Genomic DNA, 17,366 nt, shown 5'->3' on the forward strand with positions numbered 1-17,366 from the left:
GCTCTGACCCCGGTTGCGAAGAGCATCCACGCATGGCGTGGATCTACTGGGCCGTGCGCGCCCCGGTCGGCAGGATTCGCGGCGGTGGGGTCAGAGCCCTCCGCGGTCGCGGAGGGTTCCGACCCCGCCCGATTGCGGGCAGCGCGGTGAGGGGTCGGATCCCTTTGCGGAGCAAAGGGCTCTGACCCCGGTTGCGAAGAGCATCCACGCATGGCGTGGATCTACTGGGCCGTGCGCGCCCCGGTCGGCAGGATTCGCGGCGGTGGGGTCAGAGCCCTCCGCGTTCGCGGAGGGTTCCGACCCCGCCCGATTGCGGGCAGCGCGGTGAGGGGTCGGATCCCTTTGCGGAGCAAAGGGCTCTGACCCCGGTTGCGAAGAGCATCCACGCATGGCGTGGATCTACTGGGGCATCGCATTAGAACTGCATTGCGGTGCTGAACATCACCTGCCGTGGGGCGCTGCGCTGCAGCGTCTGGTAATCCCCCGAGAACGAGGAGCCGGCAATCGTGGCGGTGCCGATGTTGTTGCGGTTGAACAGGTTGCTCACATCCAGCCGCAGTTCCAGGCCGGGCAGCACGCTACCCTCGCCCAGCGTGTATGCGGCGTAAGTGTTTACCTGCCAGAACGTGGGCACGCGGATATCGTTCTCGTACGTAAACGGCTGGCGCAGGTACGAGGTGCTGGTGGCACCAAAGCGCCACTCACCAAAATGCGCCGACAGATCGCTCACCAGCGAGACCTGCGGGTAGCCGGGTTGGGCGTTGCCCTTGATGGGGTACACGGTATCGCCCACTACGAAATCGCTGCCGTAGTACGAGCGGGCCACGGCCACGCCCTGGTAGAGCTGCACGCGATCACTCAGGTCCGCGGTTATGCCCAGGTCCGCGCCAATCACAAGCATCTTCGGCATCAGCCGCACGGTGTTGATCTGCGCGAACTGGGTGCCGATGGCCGCCGACAGCAACCGGTTGCGGATATCGTTGTAGAACACATCGCCGGTCAGCGTCAGCCGCTCGAAGCGATGCGTTGCGCCCACGGTGAAGTTCCAGTTCTTCTCCGGCCGCAGCGTGCCGGCCACGCGGTCGAACTCGTCCTGGTCGCTGATCGTCCACGCCGAGGCGGTATAGCCGATGTTGCCGCGCTGGGCCACGCGATAACCGTTCATGGTGTTGGCGATGTCGATGAAGGCATCGGTGGAGTCGCTGGGGCTCCAGAACAGCGAGACCTGCGGCAGGAAGTTGTCCTTGGCACGCAGCGCGCCATACACCGGTCGATCCGGCGCGTCGCCGAGGCCACCGCCTTCAGTACGGAAGTCCACGGCCTTGAAACCCACGCCCAGTTTCAACGTATCGCTCAGTGCGATGTCATCGTGCAGGTAGAACTGCCGCGAGCGGGTCACCCAGCGCGAGGCGTTGTCGGTGAGGAAGGCCGGCCCGTACACATCGAACGGGCCGGTGGCGTTCAGTGGCTTGCCCTGCCCCAGCAGCGGCTGCTGGTACCAGTCGGTGCGGGCGGCGGCCTTGCTCTGTTCCTGCCAGAGCCCTGCGGTGAGCATATGCGCGCCGACCTCGAACTGCAGGTTGACCATGCCGCCCAGGCGGTTCACGCGCGGGGTCTGCACCTGCTCGGAGAACGGCGCGCCGTTGGGCGATGGCACGGTGGGGTCGGTCAGCGTGGCCTGGGTGTGGCTGTTGGCGTTGTACAGCTGCACGTTGCCGCTGAGCGCGGGCGTGATCTGGAAGCGGTGGTTGATGGACGCCACGCGGTCACGGGTGATCTGGCCGGTGTCGTAGGGAATCAGTTCGGACAGCTCGCCGCAGGTATAGGCACCGCAGGACTTTTCCGCGTTCTCCGGCGAGGCCACGTAGTACGCCCACGCATAGTCGGGATAGAAGCTGTCGGCCATCCAGCCCAGCTTGCGGATCATGTCGAAGGAGATGTTGTTGTAGCCCCAGACCTTGGCCTTGCTGTCGGAGGCGAACACGGTGAAGTCACCCCAGGCCACATCCTGCTGCGCCTTCAGGTTGCCGCGCAGGAAATCCTGCGTGCCCGCCCCCTGGTACTTGTCCGCCGAGACGCGCTGCAGGTCGACCAGCACTTTCGGGCCGTGCTCGCCCAGCTGGCCGGTCTGCGCGGACACCGTGGTGACCAGCGTGCGGTTGCTGCCCACGCCCTGCTTGATGCGCAGACTGGGCGTGTCCTGCAGGTCACGCAGGCGATACTCCAGGCTGCCGCCGTTGGCACTGCTGGAAAACACACTGACCGGCGCGCCGCCCGGGCTGACGGTGATCGCGCCGATGCCATCGGGCACGCCCACATTCACCACGCTGGTGCCGGTGAGCGAGAGGAATCCGCTGTCGTTCAACGGCACGCCTTCGAAGGTGATACCCATTTCATTCATGCGGAAGCCGCGCACGAACAGGCTGGTGGCGGAGATATCCAGGCCCAGGCCATCGGTGGCGGTGTAGCTGGCGCCGGGCACGGCCTTGAGCATGGCCAGCCCGTTGTTGCCGGTGACCATGCCATCGAGATCGGTGGCGTTGATGATGTAGCGGTTAGGGCCGACTACCTGCGTGGGCGCGACGGCGGCGCCGCGCGGCGTGGCGATGACCTGCAGGGCGTTGAGGGTGGTGGGTGCGTCGTTGGTTTCGGCGGCGTAGGCCGGTGCGACGAGGGCCGTGCTGAGTGCCAGGGCGAGCAGGGTCGTGGGTGGAGTGTTCATGGCCAGATCCAGGTGCAGGGGGAAGAGGACGCAGGCACACGCCCAGCGCGTGGCAGCACCGGCGGCGATGCTGTGGCTGGAATGCGATTGCGTTGAAGGGGGAGCGGCGCGGTTCGCGCCGGTCAGGGGCAGTGGAAGACGGTCAACTGCCGGGTAATGCGAGGGGGTGGTTTCGACGGGCGCAGTGTTGCACTGCCGTGCCGCGCGCACCATTGCACCGTGGTACAGCGCGGTTATACGCGGGTATCGTGCGGTGGGGTAACCTCAAGTACCGACGATTGCATTGCAAGGAGTGCCGATGATCCGCCGGACCGCATGGAAAGCATCTGCCTTCGCGTGGGTGCTGCTGATGTGCATGGGCACCGCGCAGGCGCAGGAGGGCGCACAGGCGCATTCACCGCAACGACTCGACGCGTTGATTGATGCGCTGGTCACCGCGCCGGGGCCGATCAGTCCGGGCCAGCTGTATGAAATGGGCGTCGTCGGCTCGTTTCACCTTGAGCATGATGCAGGGCTGCGCGTCTATAGATCGCAGCCGATGCGAACCACCGACGGTTACACCATCGACAGCGTGGAATACCGCGTGCGCCGCGGCAAAGAGGATGACATCCTTCTTCTGTTCGTCACACTTGCGGAAGCGCCGTGCTTTCCGCTGGAACGGTTGAAGATGCGCCACGCGCTGCAGCCCTATGCCTACATGCCCAGCCACGCCCCACCCACCACCGCGCAGAAGCGCGAACAGCACCATTCGCTCGATGTGGGCGCGCTGCAGGTCAAGATCCGCAGCCAGCGCGACGCTCCGCACTGCGTGCTGGGGTTCAGGCGCTGACCACCGCGCACTGCGTTGGTAATGGGCGTATGCAGAATGAAAATGTGCCAGCCGCACTAACACCTGCCTGTTGCAGTGAGACGTATGTGCGCTGCGTCAGGCTTTCGACTCTTGGTACGTTTCTCGCCTTGCGCCCGTCAGGGGGCTCGATGATTATGGCCGCGGCGGCCACCCGGACAATTGCGAAGCCTTCCGCACGCGCTGCCATGCAAGGCTCCGACGCCACAACTCGACACTTCAAAGGACGAACGTCATGTTGAATGGTTTGAAACCGCTCGCCGCAACTGCACTGTGCCTGCTCGGCCTCACCGCCTTCGCCCAGAATGCTGCCGCCGGGCAGTGGGTTGAAAGCGGCCGCACCGCATATTTCAAGTCAGCACCCTATAACAGCTACGAAGATCACACCTGCAGCCCTCACACGTGGATCCAGGGCTTTCCGGGTAACTGCGCCGGCGATGCATCCAGTGGCTGGGTAGCCAACTACGAGGCATCAATCGGGCTTGCCCTGCAAAAGATGTACGACTGCGACCACAATCCAAACCAGCTTGGCTCTTACTGCTATGCACGAGTGTATGCAGTAGGTGGGCACGCCTACTCTGGCGATCTGCCTGCCACATGCAGCGTCGGCACGTACGCGGTGCTTGCTTTGCAGACCGTTGAAACAATCGAGATTCAGTACGAAGAGCTCGGCGTCGACAGCGCCATCACTGCACTCGAGTACATCTGCCAGTAATACTTCTTTCCCGACGCTGCCGCCAGACGCGGCGGCGTTTCTAATGGTGGCGGCTTACTGCAACACGAACCGTTCGATCGCCCGCGCCACGCCATCTTCTGAATTGGTGGCCGTTTCAAAGCGAGCCACTGCCTTCACTGCGTCGATGGCGTTGCCCATCGCCACGCTGGTGCCGGCGAACTGCAGCATGGTCAGGTCGTTTTCCTGGTCGCCGATGGCCATCACGTTGGCGCGGTCGATGCCCAGGTGCTCGGCCAGCTTCTGCAGGCTGGGCCCCTTGCCGGCGCGGTGGTCGAACACTTCCAGGAAGAACGGCGCGCTCTTCAGCACCGCGAAGCGCTCGGTCAGTTCGGCCGGCAGGCGGCCGATGGCCGCGTCCAGCACCTCGGGCTCGTCGATCATCATCAACTTGATGAAAGACATCGACGGGTCCATGTCCTCCACGCGGCGGTACGACAGCGGCACGTGCGAGAGGTGCGAGTCGATGACGGTGTAACGGCTGATGTCCTGGTTCGGCGTGTACAGGCGCTGGCCATCGAGGGCCTGGAAGTGCACGCCGATATCGCGCGCGACCTGTTCGCAGTAGCGGAAGTCGTCGAAGCTGAGCGGGAACTCGGCCACGTTCTCGCCGGTGCCCAGGCGCCGCACGAGACCGCCGTTGCAGGCGATGCAGTAGTCATCGTCGCCATTGATGCCCAGCTCCTGCAGGAACGGCGCCAGGCCGGATACGGGGCGGCCGCTGGTCAGCACGATATGCACGCCCAGCGCGCGTGCTTGGGCGATGGCCGCCTTGGCCCGCTCGGTGAGCGTGTGGGCGGGGTCCAGCAGGGTGCCATCCATATCGATGGCGACCAGTGCGATGGTCGATTGCCTGCGGCCCATGTCCATCAACGTCCAACCTTGCATGTGGGGACCGCTATTTTAGGGCAGTCGTGCACCTGCCCGCCTCATGCGCGGTTCATACCGCCGGGCGCGGCTGCAGGGATACTCAGCAAGCCTGTGCGCCCCCCACCGCAGGACGGCCCCCATGACCGCCCTACCCTGGAGATCCAGACGCATGACCTACCGCGCCCCCGAGGCCACCGACACCGCACCGCTGGCCGAGCAGATTGAAGACCTGATCCACGGCCTGCCCGGCGAGCACATCCGCGTGGGCACGCTGCTGCAGGCGCTGGGCGATGAGGGGCTGATGCTGATCGTGATCCTGCTCTCGGCGATCTTCCTGATTCCGGTGTCGATTCCCGGGCTGAGCACGGTGTTCGGTGCGTCCATCCTGCTGATCGGCCTGAGCCGCGTACGCGACCGACGGCTGTGGGTGCCGCGCCGCCTGGCCGAGCGTGAGGTGGCGACCGAGAAGCTGAAGGCCAACCTGGGCCGCGCCCTGAAGTGGGTGCACCGCATGGAGCGGCTGTCGCAGCCGATGCGGCTGGCGGTGATGGTGCGTTCGAAGAAGATGATGCGGTTGAACAACCTGGCGCTGGTGTTTGCCACGCTGTTGTTGATGGCGCCGGCGGGGCCGATTCCCTTCAGCAACACCCTGCCCGCGCTGGCGCTGATGTCGTTCGCAATCGGATTCATCCAGCGCGATGGCGCGGCGGTGGCGGCGGGTTACGCGTTCGTGGTGGCCACGGTGGTGTACTTCGGCGTGCTGCTGGGGGGCGTGGGGTTTGCAGCGGAATCGGTGTTCAGTGGGATGCGGGGTAGTAGCGCGTCTGTGTAAACGCGTGCTGGCCAATGTGTAGAGTCGAGCTTGCTCGACTGCCTCTGATCTTCTGTAGAGCCGAGCCCATGCTCGGCTGCTTCTACCAACAGCAGTCGAGCAAGCTCGACTCTACAAAGGCCAGGGCAACAGGAATTCAGGCCCGGCACACCGGCGGGCGGGCGCCCATCCACTGCGCGGCACCGGGCCGCAGCACGATCACTTCCCCATCCTGCCCCTGCAGGTAACGCACACGAATCCGCGTGCGCTCACGGGTGATCGAAAACAGCGCCGGCGCTCCCGCAGCCTCGGCCGCAACCGTGGTACCGCCTTCCTCGCGCAGTACCAGCACCTGCGGTGGCAGCCCCTCGCCTTCGAAGGGCTGCCAGAGCACGGCCGTGCCGCCGCCGTAGGCGATGAAGGACAGCTCCGCGCCCAGCAGGTCACCCGATTGCGGGTGCACGCAGACGTTGGAATAGCTGCCTTGCCAACCCGATGCGGACACCGGGTTGGCAACCACAAGGCCCGTGCACAGCAGCGCGGCCCACATCAGTGCCCTGGACATCCCTGTCACTCCTCGGCCCATGGCCTGGTGTTGGTGATGGGCGAACTCTACTTCGCCGAGACCCGCCAGACCACATCGCCCACATCGTCGGCCACCAGCAGCGCGCCGTCGGCGTCCATCGCCATGCCTACCGGGGCGCCCATCAGGGTCTTTTCATCCTTGGAGGTGAAGCCGCTGACCACCGCTTCCGGGCGGCCGATCGGCTTGCCGTCCTTGAACGCGACGTAGACCACTTCGTAGCCACTCAGCGGCGAACGATCCCAGCTGCCGTGTTCGCCGATGAACGCGCCGCCGTGGTACTTCGCCGGCAGTGCCTGCGCGGTGTAGAACATCAGGCCCAGCGGCGCCACGTGCGAGCCGATGGCGTAGTCCGGCACGATGGCCTTGGCAACCAGGTCCGGCCGCTGCGGCTGCACGCGCTCATCCACGTGCTGGCCGTAGTAGCTGTAGGGCCAGCCGTAGAAGCCGTCTTCCTTCACCGAGGTCAGGTAATCGGGCACCAGGTCGGCACCGATCTCGTCGCGCTCGTTGGCGACCGCCCACAGCTTGCCGGTGCTCGGCTCCAGGTCCAGGCCGGTGGGGTTGCGGATGCCCGACGCGTAGATGCGGCTGCCACGGGTGGCCACGTCCACTTCCAGCACCACCGCGCGGCGGTATTCGACGGCCAGCCCGTTCTCGGTGATGTTGCTGTTGGAGCCCACGCCCACGTACAACTTGCTGCCATCGGCGCTCGCGCGCAGATCCTTGGTCCAGTGGTGGTTGATGGTGCTGGGCAGGTCGGTGAACTCGCGGCCCTTGTCGGTCATGCGGGTTTCGCCGGGCACGTAGTGGTACTGCCTGATGTTGCCGGTGTTGGCCACGTACAGCGTGTCACCGATGAGCTGGATGCCGAACGGCGAATGCAGGCCTTCGATGTAGACGTGCTGCGTCCAGGTATCGGTGCCCGGCGTGCGGCGCAGCAGGGTGACCCGGTTGCCGCCCTTGCCGGCCTTGCCCGAACGCGCCTTCACCTTGCCGGCGATCCACTGCTTGGGGGTGGTGACCGGTTCTTCGCCGGGGCCGTTGCCTTCCACCACCAGCACATCGCCGTTGGGCAGGGTCAGCAGGCGGCGCGGGTGCTGCAGGTTGGCGGCGATGCGCTCGATCTTCAGGCCCTCGGCCACGGTGGGCGCCTGGCCGTCGGCCCAGCCCACGCCCTTGGGCACCTGCATGGGCGGCATGAGGAAGTTGGCCGGCTTGGGCAGCGGCGGCTGCGCACCGGACTGGTCGGCCGGGTGGTATTCGGCCTTGCCCGCGCAGGCGGCCAGCATCACCGACAGCGAGAGGATGCCCAGCGTGGGCAGGATGCGATCAGCCATGACGACCTCCGTGCAGCACCGGCAGCTGCAGCGACAGCAGGATGAAACCGATGGCGATCAGGCCCACGGTCAACGCGGAAAGAATGGTGCCCGGCACGGCCACCGCGAAGGCATCGCGGCTGTGCACGAAGGCGTTCCAGATGGCCAGCACGATGGCGACCAGGTTTAGCAGGAAATCCACGCGGTCCAGGCCGGTGGCGGTGCCGTTGCGGCGCCAGACCGCGAACAGGTTGATCAGCCGCGGGATGATGGCGATGAGCAGGCCGAAGGTGATCAACCAGGCGGCCGCCTTGCCCCACATCACCTCGGCGGTGTTGAGGTAGAGGATGTCGAAGATGAGGGCGCCGACGAAGAAGCCGAACGGTATCGGATTCAGCAGGCTGAAAAGCGTGGTGCCCAAGCCGCGATGGGCCTGGGCGACGGGGTTGACCATGGTCGTGCTCCGGAGAGGAAGGGGGTACACGGCCGTAGTAGCACAGCCGGCGGGGAGGTCGCGCGATGATGGTCGATGGGAGTGCCGCCGGGCTTGGATGGATGTGCCACGGTCGCGGAGGGATGTGCCGACCAACGGTCGGCACCCACCAGGATGGGAGATGCCGGGATCAATTGCCCGGATGGACGTGCCAACCAAGGTTGGCATCTACCAGTAGATCCACGCCATGCGTGGATGGATGTGCCGACCAACCGGCGGCATCCGCCAATCGTGGCATCACCGATCAGACCGGCAGAAGCCTTCCGTCTTCACTGCGTTCGAAGGCGGTACCCGCTGGCGCGTCCACCACTGCCAGGACGGCACAATCGTAGTTGGCGATGGTGTTCACGTTGTACACGCCAGAGTTTCCCGGTTCGTCCAGGTACTCCTCGGTCTCGTCGCCGGCCAGAAAGCGCCAGCCACTGTCCACGTCGTTGTCGGGCTCCTCGCGATAGCAGTAGCCCACGGGCTGGCCATCAACGGTGATGCGATCGGTGGCGATGCACGCGCCATAGCCCTCCAGCAGCGGGCTGATCTGCTCGGCGGTGAGTCGGAATTGTTTCGGCTTCATCGTGCCTCCTCAGGGGACGTAGACCAGATGCAGGGTGTACTCGAAACCGGCTTCCGTTTCGATGATATCCACGTCCATTACCAGGTCACTTCGCCCTTCCGCGACGGTATGCAGGTCGACCAGGACCTTCCAGCGCTCGCCGTACCACTGGCTGACCGAGGTTTCCCAGGCGGCCTCGGGGAGCGGCACCAGGGTTTCGCCGTAGTCCTCGAGGATGCCGGTGATGACATCCCAGGTCTCGGCGCTGCATGGGGGCACGTTCGCGGCCTGCGGCGCGCGGCCGGCGGCGATCTCGTTGGCCATCCAGGTCAGGGTGGGACGGAATGCCTCGTCCACGGGGGTTTCGGTGTCCGGGTCTTTCCTGACCATCGGTCTTCCTTGAGCAAAGGGCCGCGAGACATGGCCCATGCATGATGGCATGGGTCGGGCGTGCCGCGCCCGGAGGGATGTGCCGACCAACGGTCGGCACCCACCAGGGCTCTGACCCCACACCAGAGCGGCCTCAGGCCAACGCGGCCAGCGCTTCCACCAGCGCATCCATCTGCTGCGGCCGGGTGAACACCGAGGGTGTGACCCGCACGCAGGCGCCTGATTCCAGGCCATCGCGGTGCGTGGTGAACACGCGGTGCTCATCCAGCAGGCGCTTCTGCAGCGCCATGTTGTCGGCCACGCTGGTGCGGCCGCGCAGGCGGAAACTGGCCAGAGCGCTGGCCAATGCCGGGTCCGGCGAGGACAGCACTTCCAGGTGCGCCATCTGCCGCGCGGGCACCGTCCAGCGCTCGCGCAGGTAACGCAGGCGTGCCTGCTTGTTGGCCGAGCCGATGCGCTGGTGCAGGGCAATGGCTTCAGGCAACGCCAGGTACGCGGCGAAGTTGACCGTGCCGGTATGCACGCGGCTGCCCACGCGCCCATCGTCGGTCTCGCCCATGTACGGGTCGAGGTCGGCCACGCGGCCCTTGCGCACGTACATTGCGCCCACGCCCACCGGCGCGCCGATCCACTTGTGCAGGTTGATGCCCACGAAATCGGCCTTCAGGTCAGGCAACGCGAAGGCGATCTGGCCGAAGCCATGGGCGGCATCGACGATCACATCGATACCGCGTGCACGCGCACGCTCGGCAATCTCGGCCACCGGCAGCACCAGGCCATGGCGGTGGCTGACCTGGGTCAGCAGCACCAGCTTCAGCTTCGGCATCCGCGCGAAGGCCGCATCGTAGGCCTGCAGGATCTGCGCGCGGTCGGGCACGGCCGGCAGGGCGATGCGCTCCACCTGCACGCCGCGCCGCTGCTGCAGCCAGCGCATGGCGCCGATCATGCTGTCGTAGTCCACGTCGGCGTACAGCACCTGGTCGCCCGGCGCGAGGCGGTTGTAGCCGCCGATCAGGGCCAGCATCGCCTCGGTGGCACCCCGGGTCAGCGCGATCTCGTCGGCGCCCACGCCCAGCATGTCGGCCACCTGCCGGTGCACGGCCATGTACTCGGCGGGGAACGTGTGGCGCCCGTACCAGGCGTTGCCACGGTTCACCTCGGCGGTGTGCCGCTGGTAGCTGGCCAGGGTCTCGCGACCCATCGCGCCCCAATAGCCGTTTTCCAGGTGGTTCACTTCCTCGGTGATGTCGAAGTGGCTGGCCACGGCGGCCCAGTAGCCTTCATCGCGGGCCAGCACGTCCGGTGCCACGGTCGTTGCAGGAATCTCCATGGCCGCAGGGTAGCGTGCAGCAGCCATGGCAGGCAGTGAAGACAGCGCTGCGGCGGCCGGCAGCAGGGTGCCGGCGCGCAGCAGGTTACGGCGGCGGCTGTCCATCAGAAGGTCAGCCGGTACTGCGCGTACACGTTGGCACCGTCGGTGTCGTAGGGTGCGTTGCGCGAGTAGATCAGGCCGCGGCTGGCCTGGAAGGTCGCCTCGTCCGGGTAGCGGTCGAACACGTTGTCCACGCCCACGCGCAGGCTGTGGTGTTCGTTGATGCGGTAGCCGGCGGCCAGGTCGAGGAAGGTCATGTCACCGAAGCGCTGGTAGATGTCGCCGGTCGCATTGCCGGTGGAATCGGTCCAGGCGCCGTAGTAGCGCACGCGCGCCATCAGCGACCACGCGCCCACATCCCAGGTACCAGTGAAGCTGCCCTTGTGCTCCGGCAGGCGGTCTTCGAACAGCACGCGCTGGGTTTCGTTGGTGGCCACCGAGGTGCTGCCGTTGTCCACGCGGGTGCGATTGAAGTTGTACGCCAGGGTCAGCGTCATGCGGCCGTTGCCGAGGTCGCGCAGGTAGTTGCCGACCACGTCGACGCCGCTGGTGGTGGTGTCGAAATCGTTGGTGAAGTAGTTGACCGAGGTGTAGCCCAGCGGATTGGGCGTGCCAGCCGGAATGGCGAAGCTGGCCGACTGGCTGAAGCGGTCGCTGAGCTTGATGCGGTACACATCCACCGAGCCGGACAAGCCCACATCGGTGCGCCAGGTCAGGCCGAGCGAGGCAGTGCGCGATTCTTCCGGAGTGAGCGGCTTGGCGCCCAGCAGCTGCGCCAGCGGATCATTCGGCGACAGACGGCCGCTGGTGAAGATCTGCAGGGTACGCGTGTCCAGGCCCTGGGTGGTGCTGGTGGTGTTCAACTGCGCCGGGGTGGGCGCGCGGAAGCCGGTGGAGAACGTACCGCGCAGGGCCACGTCCGGGGTGATCGCAAAGCGCGCCGACAGCTTGCCGTCCACGGTATTGCCGAAGCTGGAGAAGTCTTCATAGCGGCCGGCGGCACCGATGCTCCAGCGCTCGCCCAGCGGCACTTCCATATCGACGTAGGCGGCGTGGCTGCGCTGATCCCACTTGCCGGCCTGGGTATCGGAGAAGCCCGGTGCGCCGTTGGCATTGGCTTCCAGGCCGGCCGCTGCGCCGGGGCCGACGGCGTACGAAGCCGGATCACCGGCGCGCACTTCATAGGTTTCCTGGCGGAACTCGGCACCGAAGGCGACGTTGACCGGCTTGGCCAGCGCGGCCACGTCCCACTCGTAGTTGAAATCGACGTTGGCGTTCTTCTCGGTCTGGGTCAGGCGGCCGAGGTCGAACGAGGTCGGGCTGTCCGGGCCCAGCGAAGCGTTGATCGCGTTGTCCAGGCTGTAATCGATGGCGTTGTGGCCGTACGACGCGCTTACATCCCAGCGCAGCTTGGGGGTGATCTCGCCGCGCAGGCCACCCACCAGCTGCAGGTCGTTCTGCACGTTGCCGTACTGCGGGCTGAAGCCCACCGGGTAGATGGAACGCAGATCCCAGCCGGGGAAGATGCTGGTGGTGCGGTAGGCGCCGGTGGTGGTGTCCGGATTGCGCCAGTTGAAATCGCTGACGCCATCGCTGTGGCTGTACAGGCCGAAGGCATAGACCTCCAGCGTATCGCTGGCGTTGGCCTTCAGGTTGAAGCCCACGCGGCGGCTTTCCAGCTCCGGCTGGCCCCAGCGCTGCACTGGGTTGGGCACGTCCAGATCCGGGTGCGCGGCCTGGAAGGCGATGGCATCGGGGCGCTGGCGGGTGCGCGAGGTGGCATCGGAATTCGACGATTCGGCGAACAGCGTCAGGCTGCCGTAGTCGCCCAGCGCCCAGCCGGTGCGGGCGCTGAAGTCACGCGAGGCACCATCGCCCTGCGCGTACTGCGAATAGCCCGCGGTGATCTCGGTGCCGGGGCTGTCTTCAAGAATGATGTTGATGACGCCGGCGATGGCGTCGGAACCGTACTGCGCCGAGGCACCGTCGCGCAGCACTTCGATGCGCTTGATGGCGCTGGTCGGGATCTGTGCGAGGTCAGCGGCCTGTGCGCCGCGGTTGCCCAGCAGCGCGCTGCGGTGGAAGCGACGGCCGTTGACCAGCACCAGGGTCTGGTCCGGCGACAGGCCACGCAGGGTGGCCGGGCGCACGAATACCTGGCCATCGGCCATCGGCAGGCGCTGCACCACGAACGACGGCACCAGCTGCGCCAGCACGTCCTTCAGGTCGGTGGAATCGACCGACTTGATGTCTTCCTTGGTGAACACATCCACCGGCGCCAGCGTTTCGAACTGGGTGCGGTTGGAGGCGCGGGTGCCGGTGACCAGCATGGCGTCCAGCTGGGTCGGCGCGGCATGGGTGCCGCCATCGGGGGTGTCTGCCGTACTGGCATCTGCTGCGATCGCGCCTCCTGCGCTGACCATGGAAAGGGCGAGGAGGATGGAACGCGACAACAACGAGCTCTGCACGACGGGTACTCCGGGACTGCACGACAGGGTCAGGCGCGCCTGTACAGGCGGCCTGGACAAGTCGCGCAGTCTCGGCGCGATGTGTGAAGCGGACGTTACGTGAACGCGACAGGAGGAAGTCGTCGTGGGCGGCACCCTCAGCTCGCGCGTAATAGAATCAAAGCATCGCGCACGCAAGGAGACCGCATCATGCGCCTGCTACACCTCACCCTGCCAGTGTCCGATATGGGCACGGTCGCCGCCTGGTTCCACGACGTGATGCAGCTGCGCGTGGTCGGCAACCACGTGCACATCGGCTGGAGCACGATCGAACTGCAAGAGGCCAACGGACAGCCGCTGGGCGGCGTGCACCTGGCCTTCAACGTGCCTGACAACCGCTTCAACGAGGCCATGACGTGGCTGCGCGAGCGCATGCCGCTGCAGCGCAATCCCGAAGGCATCGACTACTTCGCGCTGGAGAGCAACTGGCAGTCGCAGTCGGTGTATTTCACCGGGCCGGATGGATTGATCCTGGAACTGATCGGCCGCAAGCGCCTGCCGGCCAGTACGCATAGCGGCGCGTTCCACGGAAGTGAGCTGACCTGCCTGAGTGAAGTGGGCCTGCCGAGTGCGGACGTGGATGCGGTGCGTGCGGAGGCCAGCGCGCGTTTCGGGCTGCAGCCGCTCAGCCCGCCGTCATCGCATTTCGCGCCAATGGGCGATGACGAAGGCTTGTTGATCGTGGTGGCCGCGGATCGCCGCTGGTTCCCCGAGCAGAAGGACCTGCCCAACGCACAGGGCCTGCTGCTGCGCGTGGGTGATGTGCAGGGCAGCGGTGAGCTGTCCGATGCCGCACAGGGCTGGCGGGTGGTCGCGTAAATCCACGGCCCACGGTAGCGCCGGGCCGTGCCCGGCGGACACTGTCCCGGCGCGCAGAGACGTGTCAACCAAGGTTGACACCTACCAACTGCCCGACGCGCCACCACCGCCACTGCTGCCACCGCCGCCGGACCAGCTGGACGACGACGAGGACGACGAAGAGCTCGACGAGGAGGACGAGGAGCGCGAGCTGCCGCCCGAACCGCCACCTCCACCGCCGCCGCCCTTGGACATCAACAGGATCCAGCCGACGTACGCCGCAAACCCTGCCACCGACGACAGGAAGATGCCGGCATCGGAATCGCGTGTCGCGTCGACGATCCACAGCCCCGCCAACCCGGCCACGATGAGGAACACGAGCAGCCGCACCGCGAACTCGACACGGCTGCGCTGCCAGCAATCACGGGCAACGATGCAGGGCAGCATGACCAGGAACGCGAGCACGCCCAGCGCGATGTAAGCCGCCACGTGGATGACCAGGCCGGGGAACACGCCGCGCGTGAGCTGCAGGGTCAACGCCAGCACCGCGCTGATGGCCAGCATGGCAAACAGCGTGCGGCGGGTGCCGCGGCTGCGCCGCCAACTGCGCCCACAGCCCCAGAAGACGGGCACGAAGAACGTCAACAGCATGCCCATGCCGAGCGCCGCGCGCGGCTGGAAGATCGCCGTCAACAGCATGCCCACGATGATCACGCCCAGCCACTCCAGCGGTGCGCGCCACCAGCGGCGCGGCTTGGGGCCATCGCCCACCGCTGCGTCCGCAGTCTTTGCAGCGGCTTTCCGGCGCTTCTTGCGCGGCCCGCCCGGCCGCCGCAGCGGTGGCGGGTCCATCATCCGCGGTGATCGCCACAGGCCGACGAAGAACGCCAGCAGCGCGGTACTGAACACCACCGTATCGAAGTTGCCCCAGGCGATGTCCAACGGATTGTTGCTGGGCGGCGGTGGCAGCGGTTCGCCATCGATGAGCTGGACCAGCTGCGCGCTGCCGTCGATCACGCCCTGGTCGATATCACCGTCGCGGAAGCGCGGCAGGATCGTTTCTTCGATGATGCGCTTGGCATACGCATCGGGAATCGCGCCTTCCAGGCCATAGCCCGGCTGGATGCGCACGTGCCGGTCCTGCACGGCCACCAGCAGCAGCACGCCATCATCCACGCCTTTGCGCCCCAGCTGCCACTGGTCGTACACGCGCTGGGCGTAGGCTTCGATGCTCTCATCACCGGTGCTGCCCACCACCAGCACCTGCAGCTGCGCGCCGCCGCTGCGTTCGAACAGCGCGCGCGACTGCTGCTGCAGCCGATCGGTGGTGCTGGCCGAAAGCACGCCGGTGGGATCGACCACCGGCGAATCCAGCACGGGGATCCGGGTCTGGGCGATGGCCAGCAGGGGCACCGCCAACAGCAGCATCGCGCACCACAGGTAGGCCAGCAGATGCCGGTGCGTGTGTTGCGGTCGTGCCATCAGTTTCTCCATCGTTGTTCCTTCAGCCGCCCTGCCCGGCTTCGATCTGCGCATGCAGCGCCTGCAGGCGCGCCACCTGGGCGTCGAACACCTGCAGGTCCGCATCCACCAGCGCCGACCAGTCCGGTGCGTGGCCCAGCAGCTGCGCCACCTGTTCCTGCGGCGCGCGGTCGAAGCCTTCGGACAGCACGGCCAGATAGCGCTGGCGGAAGCCCTGCGGATCCTGCTGCTCCTGCACGTACAGCTGCACGGCAACCAGGCCGGCGAACAGGTAATTGGCCAGGTACAGCGGATCGTCGTACATCAGCCGCTTGGTTTCCCAGATGGCGCCCAGCGCGGGGTAGCGCTCGGCCATCATGCCGTAGCCGGACAGCACCTTCAGGGTCAGCGCATCGAGATCATCGGCAGTGCCGAGCGTGCCAGCGGCCATACCCTGGTAGATCGACTGCTCCAGCTGCGCCTCCTCGGAGGCGATGAACAGCTGCAGCACGATGTCATCCAGCAGCGACGTGAGGTAATAGGCCTTGGCACGCGGGTCCTGCGCCTGCCGGTACAGCTGGTCGCGGAATTCCAGCTCGTTGAAGATGGCGTAGGCCTCGTTCAACCACGAGGTGCCGTTGCGATAGAACGCCGACACGTTCCCGCGCTCCATCCATTGCCCATGCACGGCATGCCCGGCCTCATGCACGACCTCCACATCGCTTTCCAGCGTGCCACCGCGCTGGCCGACGAACAGCAGGGAGGGCACACCAGGGGCTGCGACCGGGAAGGCATCGGCGCTGCGCGGACCCAGCGTCGGGGCCATGTCCATGCGCCGCTGCGCCGGGTCGAGCAGTGCGCGTACTTCACCGGCATACGCGGGTCCCAGCCCGCGCATCGCATCGGTGGCGGTATCGCGCACCTGCTCAAGGGTGAGGACCGGCGGTACGAAGCCTGCATCGGGCAGGCTGAGATCCCAGATCTGCGGGTCGGCCATGCCCATATGCTCGGCATGTTGCAGCAGCACCTGCTGGTAGGCACGGCGCTGCGGGGCATGGCGCTGCACGGCGGCCAGGGTTGCCTGCACCGCATCCGGATCCAGGCCCATGCGGCGGTAACTGTGCTCAGGGGCACTGCCGTCCCCCTGCAGTTGCGAGGCGCGATCGTTGACCTGCACCAGCGCCAGCAGCGTGCTGGCCATGGCCTCACGCTGCGATGCCACGCCCTGCCAGTAGCCCTTCCAGCCAGCCTCGCGCAGCGCACGGTCCGGGTGTCGTGACAGCGCCGTGCTGTCCTTGCGGCTGTCCAGCAGCCCGCCGTTGCTGGGGAATGACGGATAGCTGGCGTGTTGCAGCAGCTGCCGCTGAAGGCGTGCGAATGCATCCAGGGCCGGGCTGGCCACCTCGTCCACGGCATCTTCCACGCCTGCAGCAGGCGGCGTCGTGGAGATGCCGGTGTTGCCCAGCGCGCGCGTGCGCAGCCAGGCGTACGGCGCCACCCAGCGCGCATCGGCCGGTGCATCGACCAGCGCCTTGCGCGCGATGCCGGCGGCGTCATCGCACACATCCGCGACGGCGCGCTGCGCCTGCACCGGGCGGGAGTCACGTGCATTGCGGGCGGCCTGCAGGTGCAGGTAGGCGCGATGGCGCTGGCATTCGCCGAGCAGGCGCTCGGCCTGCTGTACGCGCGTCGCGGGGTCCGTCGGGCCGGCATCGCGCAGCGTGGCGACGGCAGCAGAGAGCCTGGTGCGTGCCGCCTGCTCGGCCGCCGCATCGGCGAACCAGGTGCGGTCGTCGGCGTGCAACGTCTGCGCGCTGAGCGTACCGGTGGAGAGCAGCAGCACGCTGGCGGTGATCGATCGCATCCTGCGGGTGTTCATGACAACGTCCTTTGTAGAGTCGACCTTGCTC

At 66.6% G+C, this 17,366-nt stretch carries 15 protein-coding genes; 4 read left to right on the plus strand and 11 right to left on the minus strand.

Features of this window, described 5'->3' with window-relative positions; translation table 11 throughout:
• Nucleotides 1-415: 415 nt before the first annotated feature.
• On the minus strand, nucleotides 416-2,722 hold the full coding sequence (locus IAE56_RS03595; RefSeq protein ID WP_200751490.1) for a TonB-dependent receptor: 2,307 nt from the start codon (nucleotides 2,720-2,722) through the stop codon (nucleotides 416-418).
• A gap of 298 nt (nucleotides 2,723-3,020) precedes the next feature.
• Here IAE56_RS03595 and IAE56_RS03600 point away from each other — a divergent pair, with 298 nt between their 5' ends.
• Both IAE56_RS03600 and IAE56_RS03605 read left to right on the plus strand, forming a co-directional pair.
• A complete protein-coding gene (locus tag IAE56_RS03600; RefSeq protein WP_234455861.1) occupies nucleotides 3,021-3,551 on the plus strand; it encodes a hypothetical protein in 531 nt (176 codons plus the stop codon).
• Between the two features lie 253 nt (nucleotides 3,552-3,804).
• Nucleotides 3,805-4,284 carry a hypothetical protein gene (locus tag IAE56_RS03605; RefSeq protein WP_200751491.1) on the plus strand — a complete coding sequence of 160 codons (480 nt, stop codon included), beginning with the start codon at nucleotides 3,805-3,807 and terminating at the stop codon, nucleotides 4,282-4,284.
• Nucleotides 4,285-4,338: 54 nt separating this feature from the next.
• Here the strand turns inward: IAE56_RS03605 and yidA are convergent, their stop codons facing one another.
• Nucleotides 4,339-5,172, minus strand: a complete 834-nt coding sequence (yidA, locus tag IAE56_RS03610) for a sugar-phosphatase (protein ID WP_200751541.1) — start codon at nucleotides 5,170-5,172, stop codon at nucleotides 4,339-4,341.
• Nucleotides 5,173-5,341: 169 nt separating this feature from the next.
• On the opposite strand from yidA, the gene IAE56_RS03615 reads away from it, so the two are divergent.
• Nucleotides 5,342-6,004: an exopolysaccharide biosynthesis protein gene (locus IAE56_RS03615; RefSeq protein WP_200751492.1), complete on the plus strand. Its 663-nt coding sequence runs from the start codon at nucleotides 5,342-5,344 to the stop codon at nucleotides 6,002-6,004.
• 136 nt (nucleotides 6,005-6,140) lie between these two features.
• Here the strand turns inward: IAE56_RS03615 and IAE56_RS03620 are convergent, their stop codons facing one another.
• From IAE56_RS03620 to IAE56_RS03650, 7 genes are all read right to left on the minus strand, one after another.
• On the minus strand, nucleotides 6,141-6,548 hold the full coding sequence (locus tag IAE56_RS03620) for a hypothetical protein (RefSeq protein ID WP_200751493.1): 408 nt from the start codon (nucleotides 6,546-6,548) through the stop codon (nucleotides 6,141-6,143).
• A gap of 47 nt (nucleotides 6,549-6,595) precedes the next feature.
• The gene (locus IAE56_RS03625; protein ID WP_200751494.1) at nucleotides 6,596-7,906 is read right to left on the minus strand and encodes a sorbosone dehydrogenase family protein; all 1,311 of its coding nucleotides are present in this window, start codon (nucleotides 7,904-7,906) and stop codon (nucleotides 6,596-6,598) included.
• The gene (locus tag IAE56_RS03630) at nucleotides 7,899-8,339 is read right to left on the minus strand and encodes a DUF2231 domain-containing protein (RefSeq protein WP_200751495.1); all 441 of its coding nucleotides are present in this window, start codon (nucleotides 8,337-8,339) and stop codon (nucleotides 7,899-7,901) included. Before IAE56_RS03630 ends, IAE56_RS03625 begins: the two co-directional genes overlap by 8 nt.
• A 283-nt stretch (nucleotides 8,340-8,622) precedes the next feature.
• Nucleotides 8,623-8,949, minus strand: coding sequence for a DUF2185 domain-containing protein (locus tag IAE56_RS03635; RefSeq protein ID WP_200751496.1), 327 nt, complete (start codon nucleotides 8,947-8,949; stop codon nucleotides 8,623-8,625).
• Nucleotides 8,950-8,958: 9 nt separating this feature from the next.
• Entirely contained in the window at nucleotides 8,959-9,318 is a 360-nt protein-coding gene (locus IAE56_RS03640) for a hypothetical protein (protein ID WP_200751497.1), read from the minus strand.
• Nucleotides 9,319-9,451: 133 nt separating this feature from the next.
• Nucleotides 9,452-10,753, minus strand: coding sequence for an aminotransferase class V-fold PLP-dependent enzyme (locus IAE56_RS03645; protein WP_200751498.1), 1,302 nt, complete (start codon nucleotides 10,751-10,753; stop codon nucleotides 9,452-9,454).
• Nucleotides 10,753-13,158 (minus strand): TonB-dependent receptor, encoded by a 2,406-nt coding sequence (locus tag IAE56_RS03650; protein WP_200751499.1) that lies wholly within the window; start codon nucleotides 13,156-13,158, stop codon nucleotides 10,753-10,755. Before IAE56_RS03650 ends, IAE56_RS03645 begins: the two co-directional genes overlap by 1 nt.
• A 189-nt stretch (nucleotides 13,159-13,347) precedes the next feature.
• Between IAE56_RS03650 and IAE56_RS03655 the strand changes: the two genes are divergently transcribed.
• Nucleotides 13,348-14,016 (plus strand): VOC family protein, encoded by a 669-nt coding sequence (locus IAE56_RS03655; protein WP_200751500.1) that lies wholly within the window; start codon nucleotides 13,348-13,350, stop codon nucleotides 14,014-14,016.
• A gap of 81 nt (nucleotides 14,017-14,097) precedes the next feature.
• Here IAE56_RS03655 and IAE56_RS03660 read toward each other — a convergent pair whose 3' ends face one another.
• Nucleotides 14,098-15,477, minus strand: coding sequence for a TPM domain-containing protein (locus IAE56_RS03660; RefSeq protein WP_200751501.1), 1,380 nt, complete (start codon nucleotides 15,475-15,477; stop codon nucleotides 14,098-14,100).
• 22 nt (nucleotides 15,478-15,499) lie between these two features.
• Complete coding sequence (locus tag IAE56_RS03665; protein WP_234455865.1) at nucleotides 15,500-17,320, minus strand: M3 family metallopeptidase; 1,821 nt, start codon at nucleotides 17,318-17,320, stop codon at nucleotides 15,500-15,502.
• Between the last annotated feature and the right edge of the window lie 46 nt (nucleotides 17,321-17,366).

This window comes from Stenotrophomonas sp. S41 (assembly GCF_016624625.1).
Classification (GTDB): domain Bacteria; phylum Pseudomonadota; class Gammaproteobacteria; order Xanthomonadales; family Xanthomonadaceae; genus Stenotrophomonas.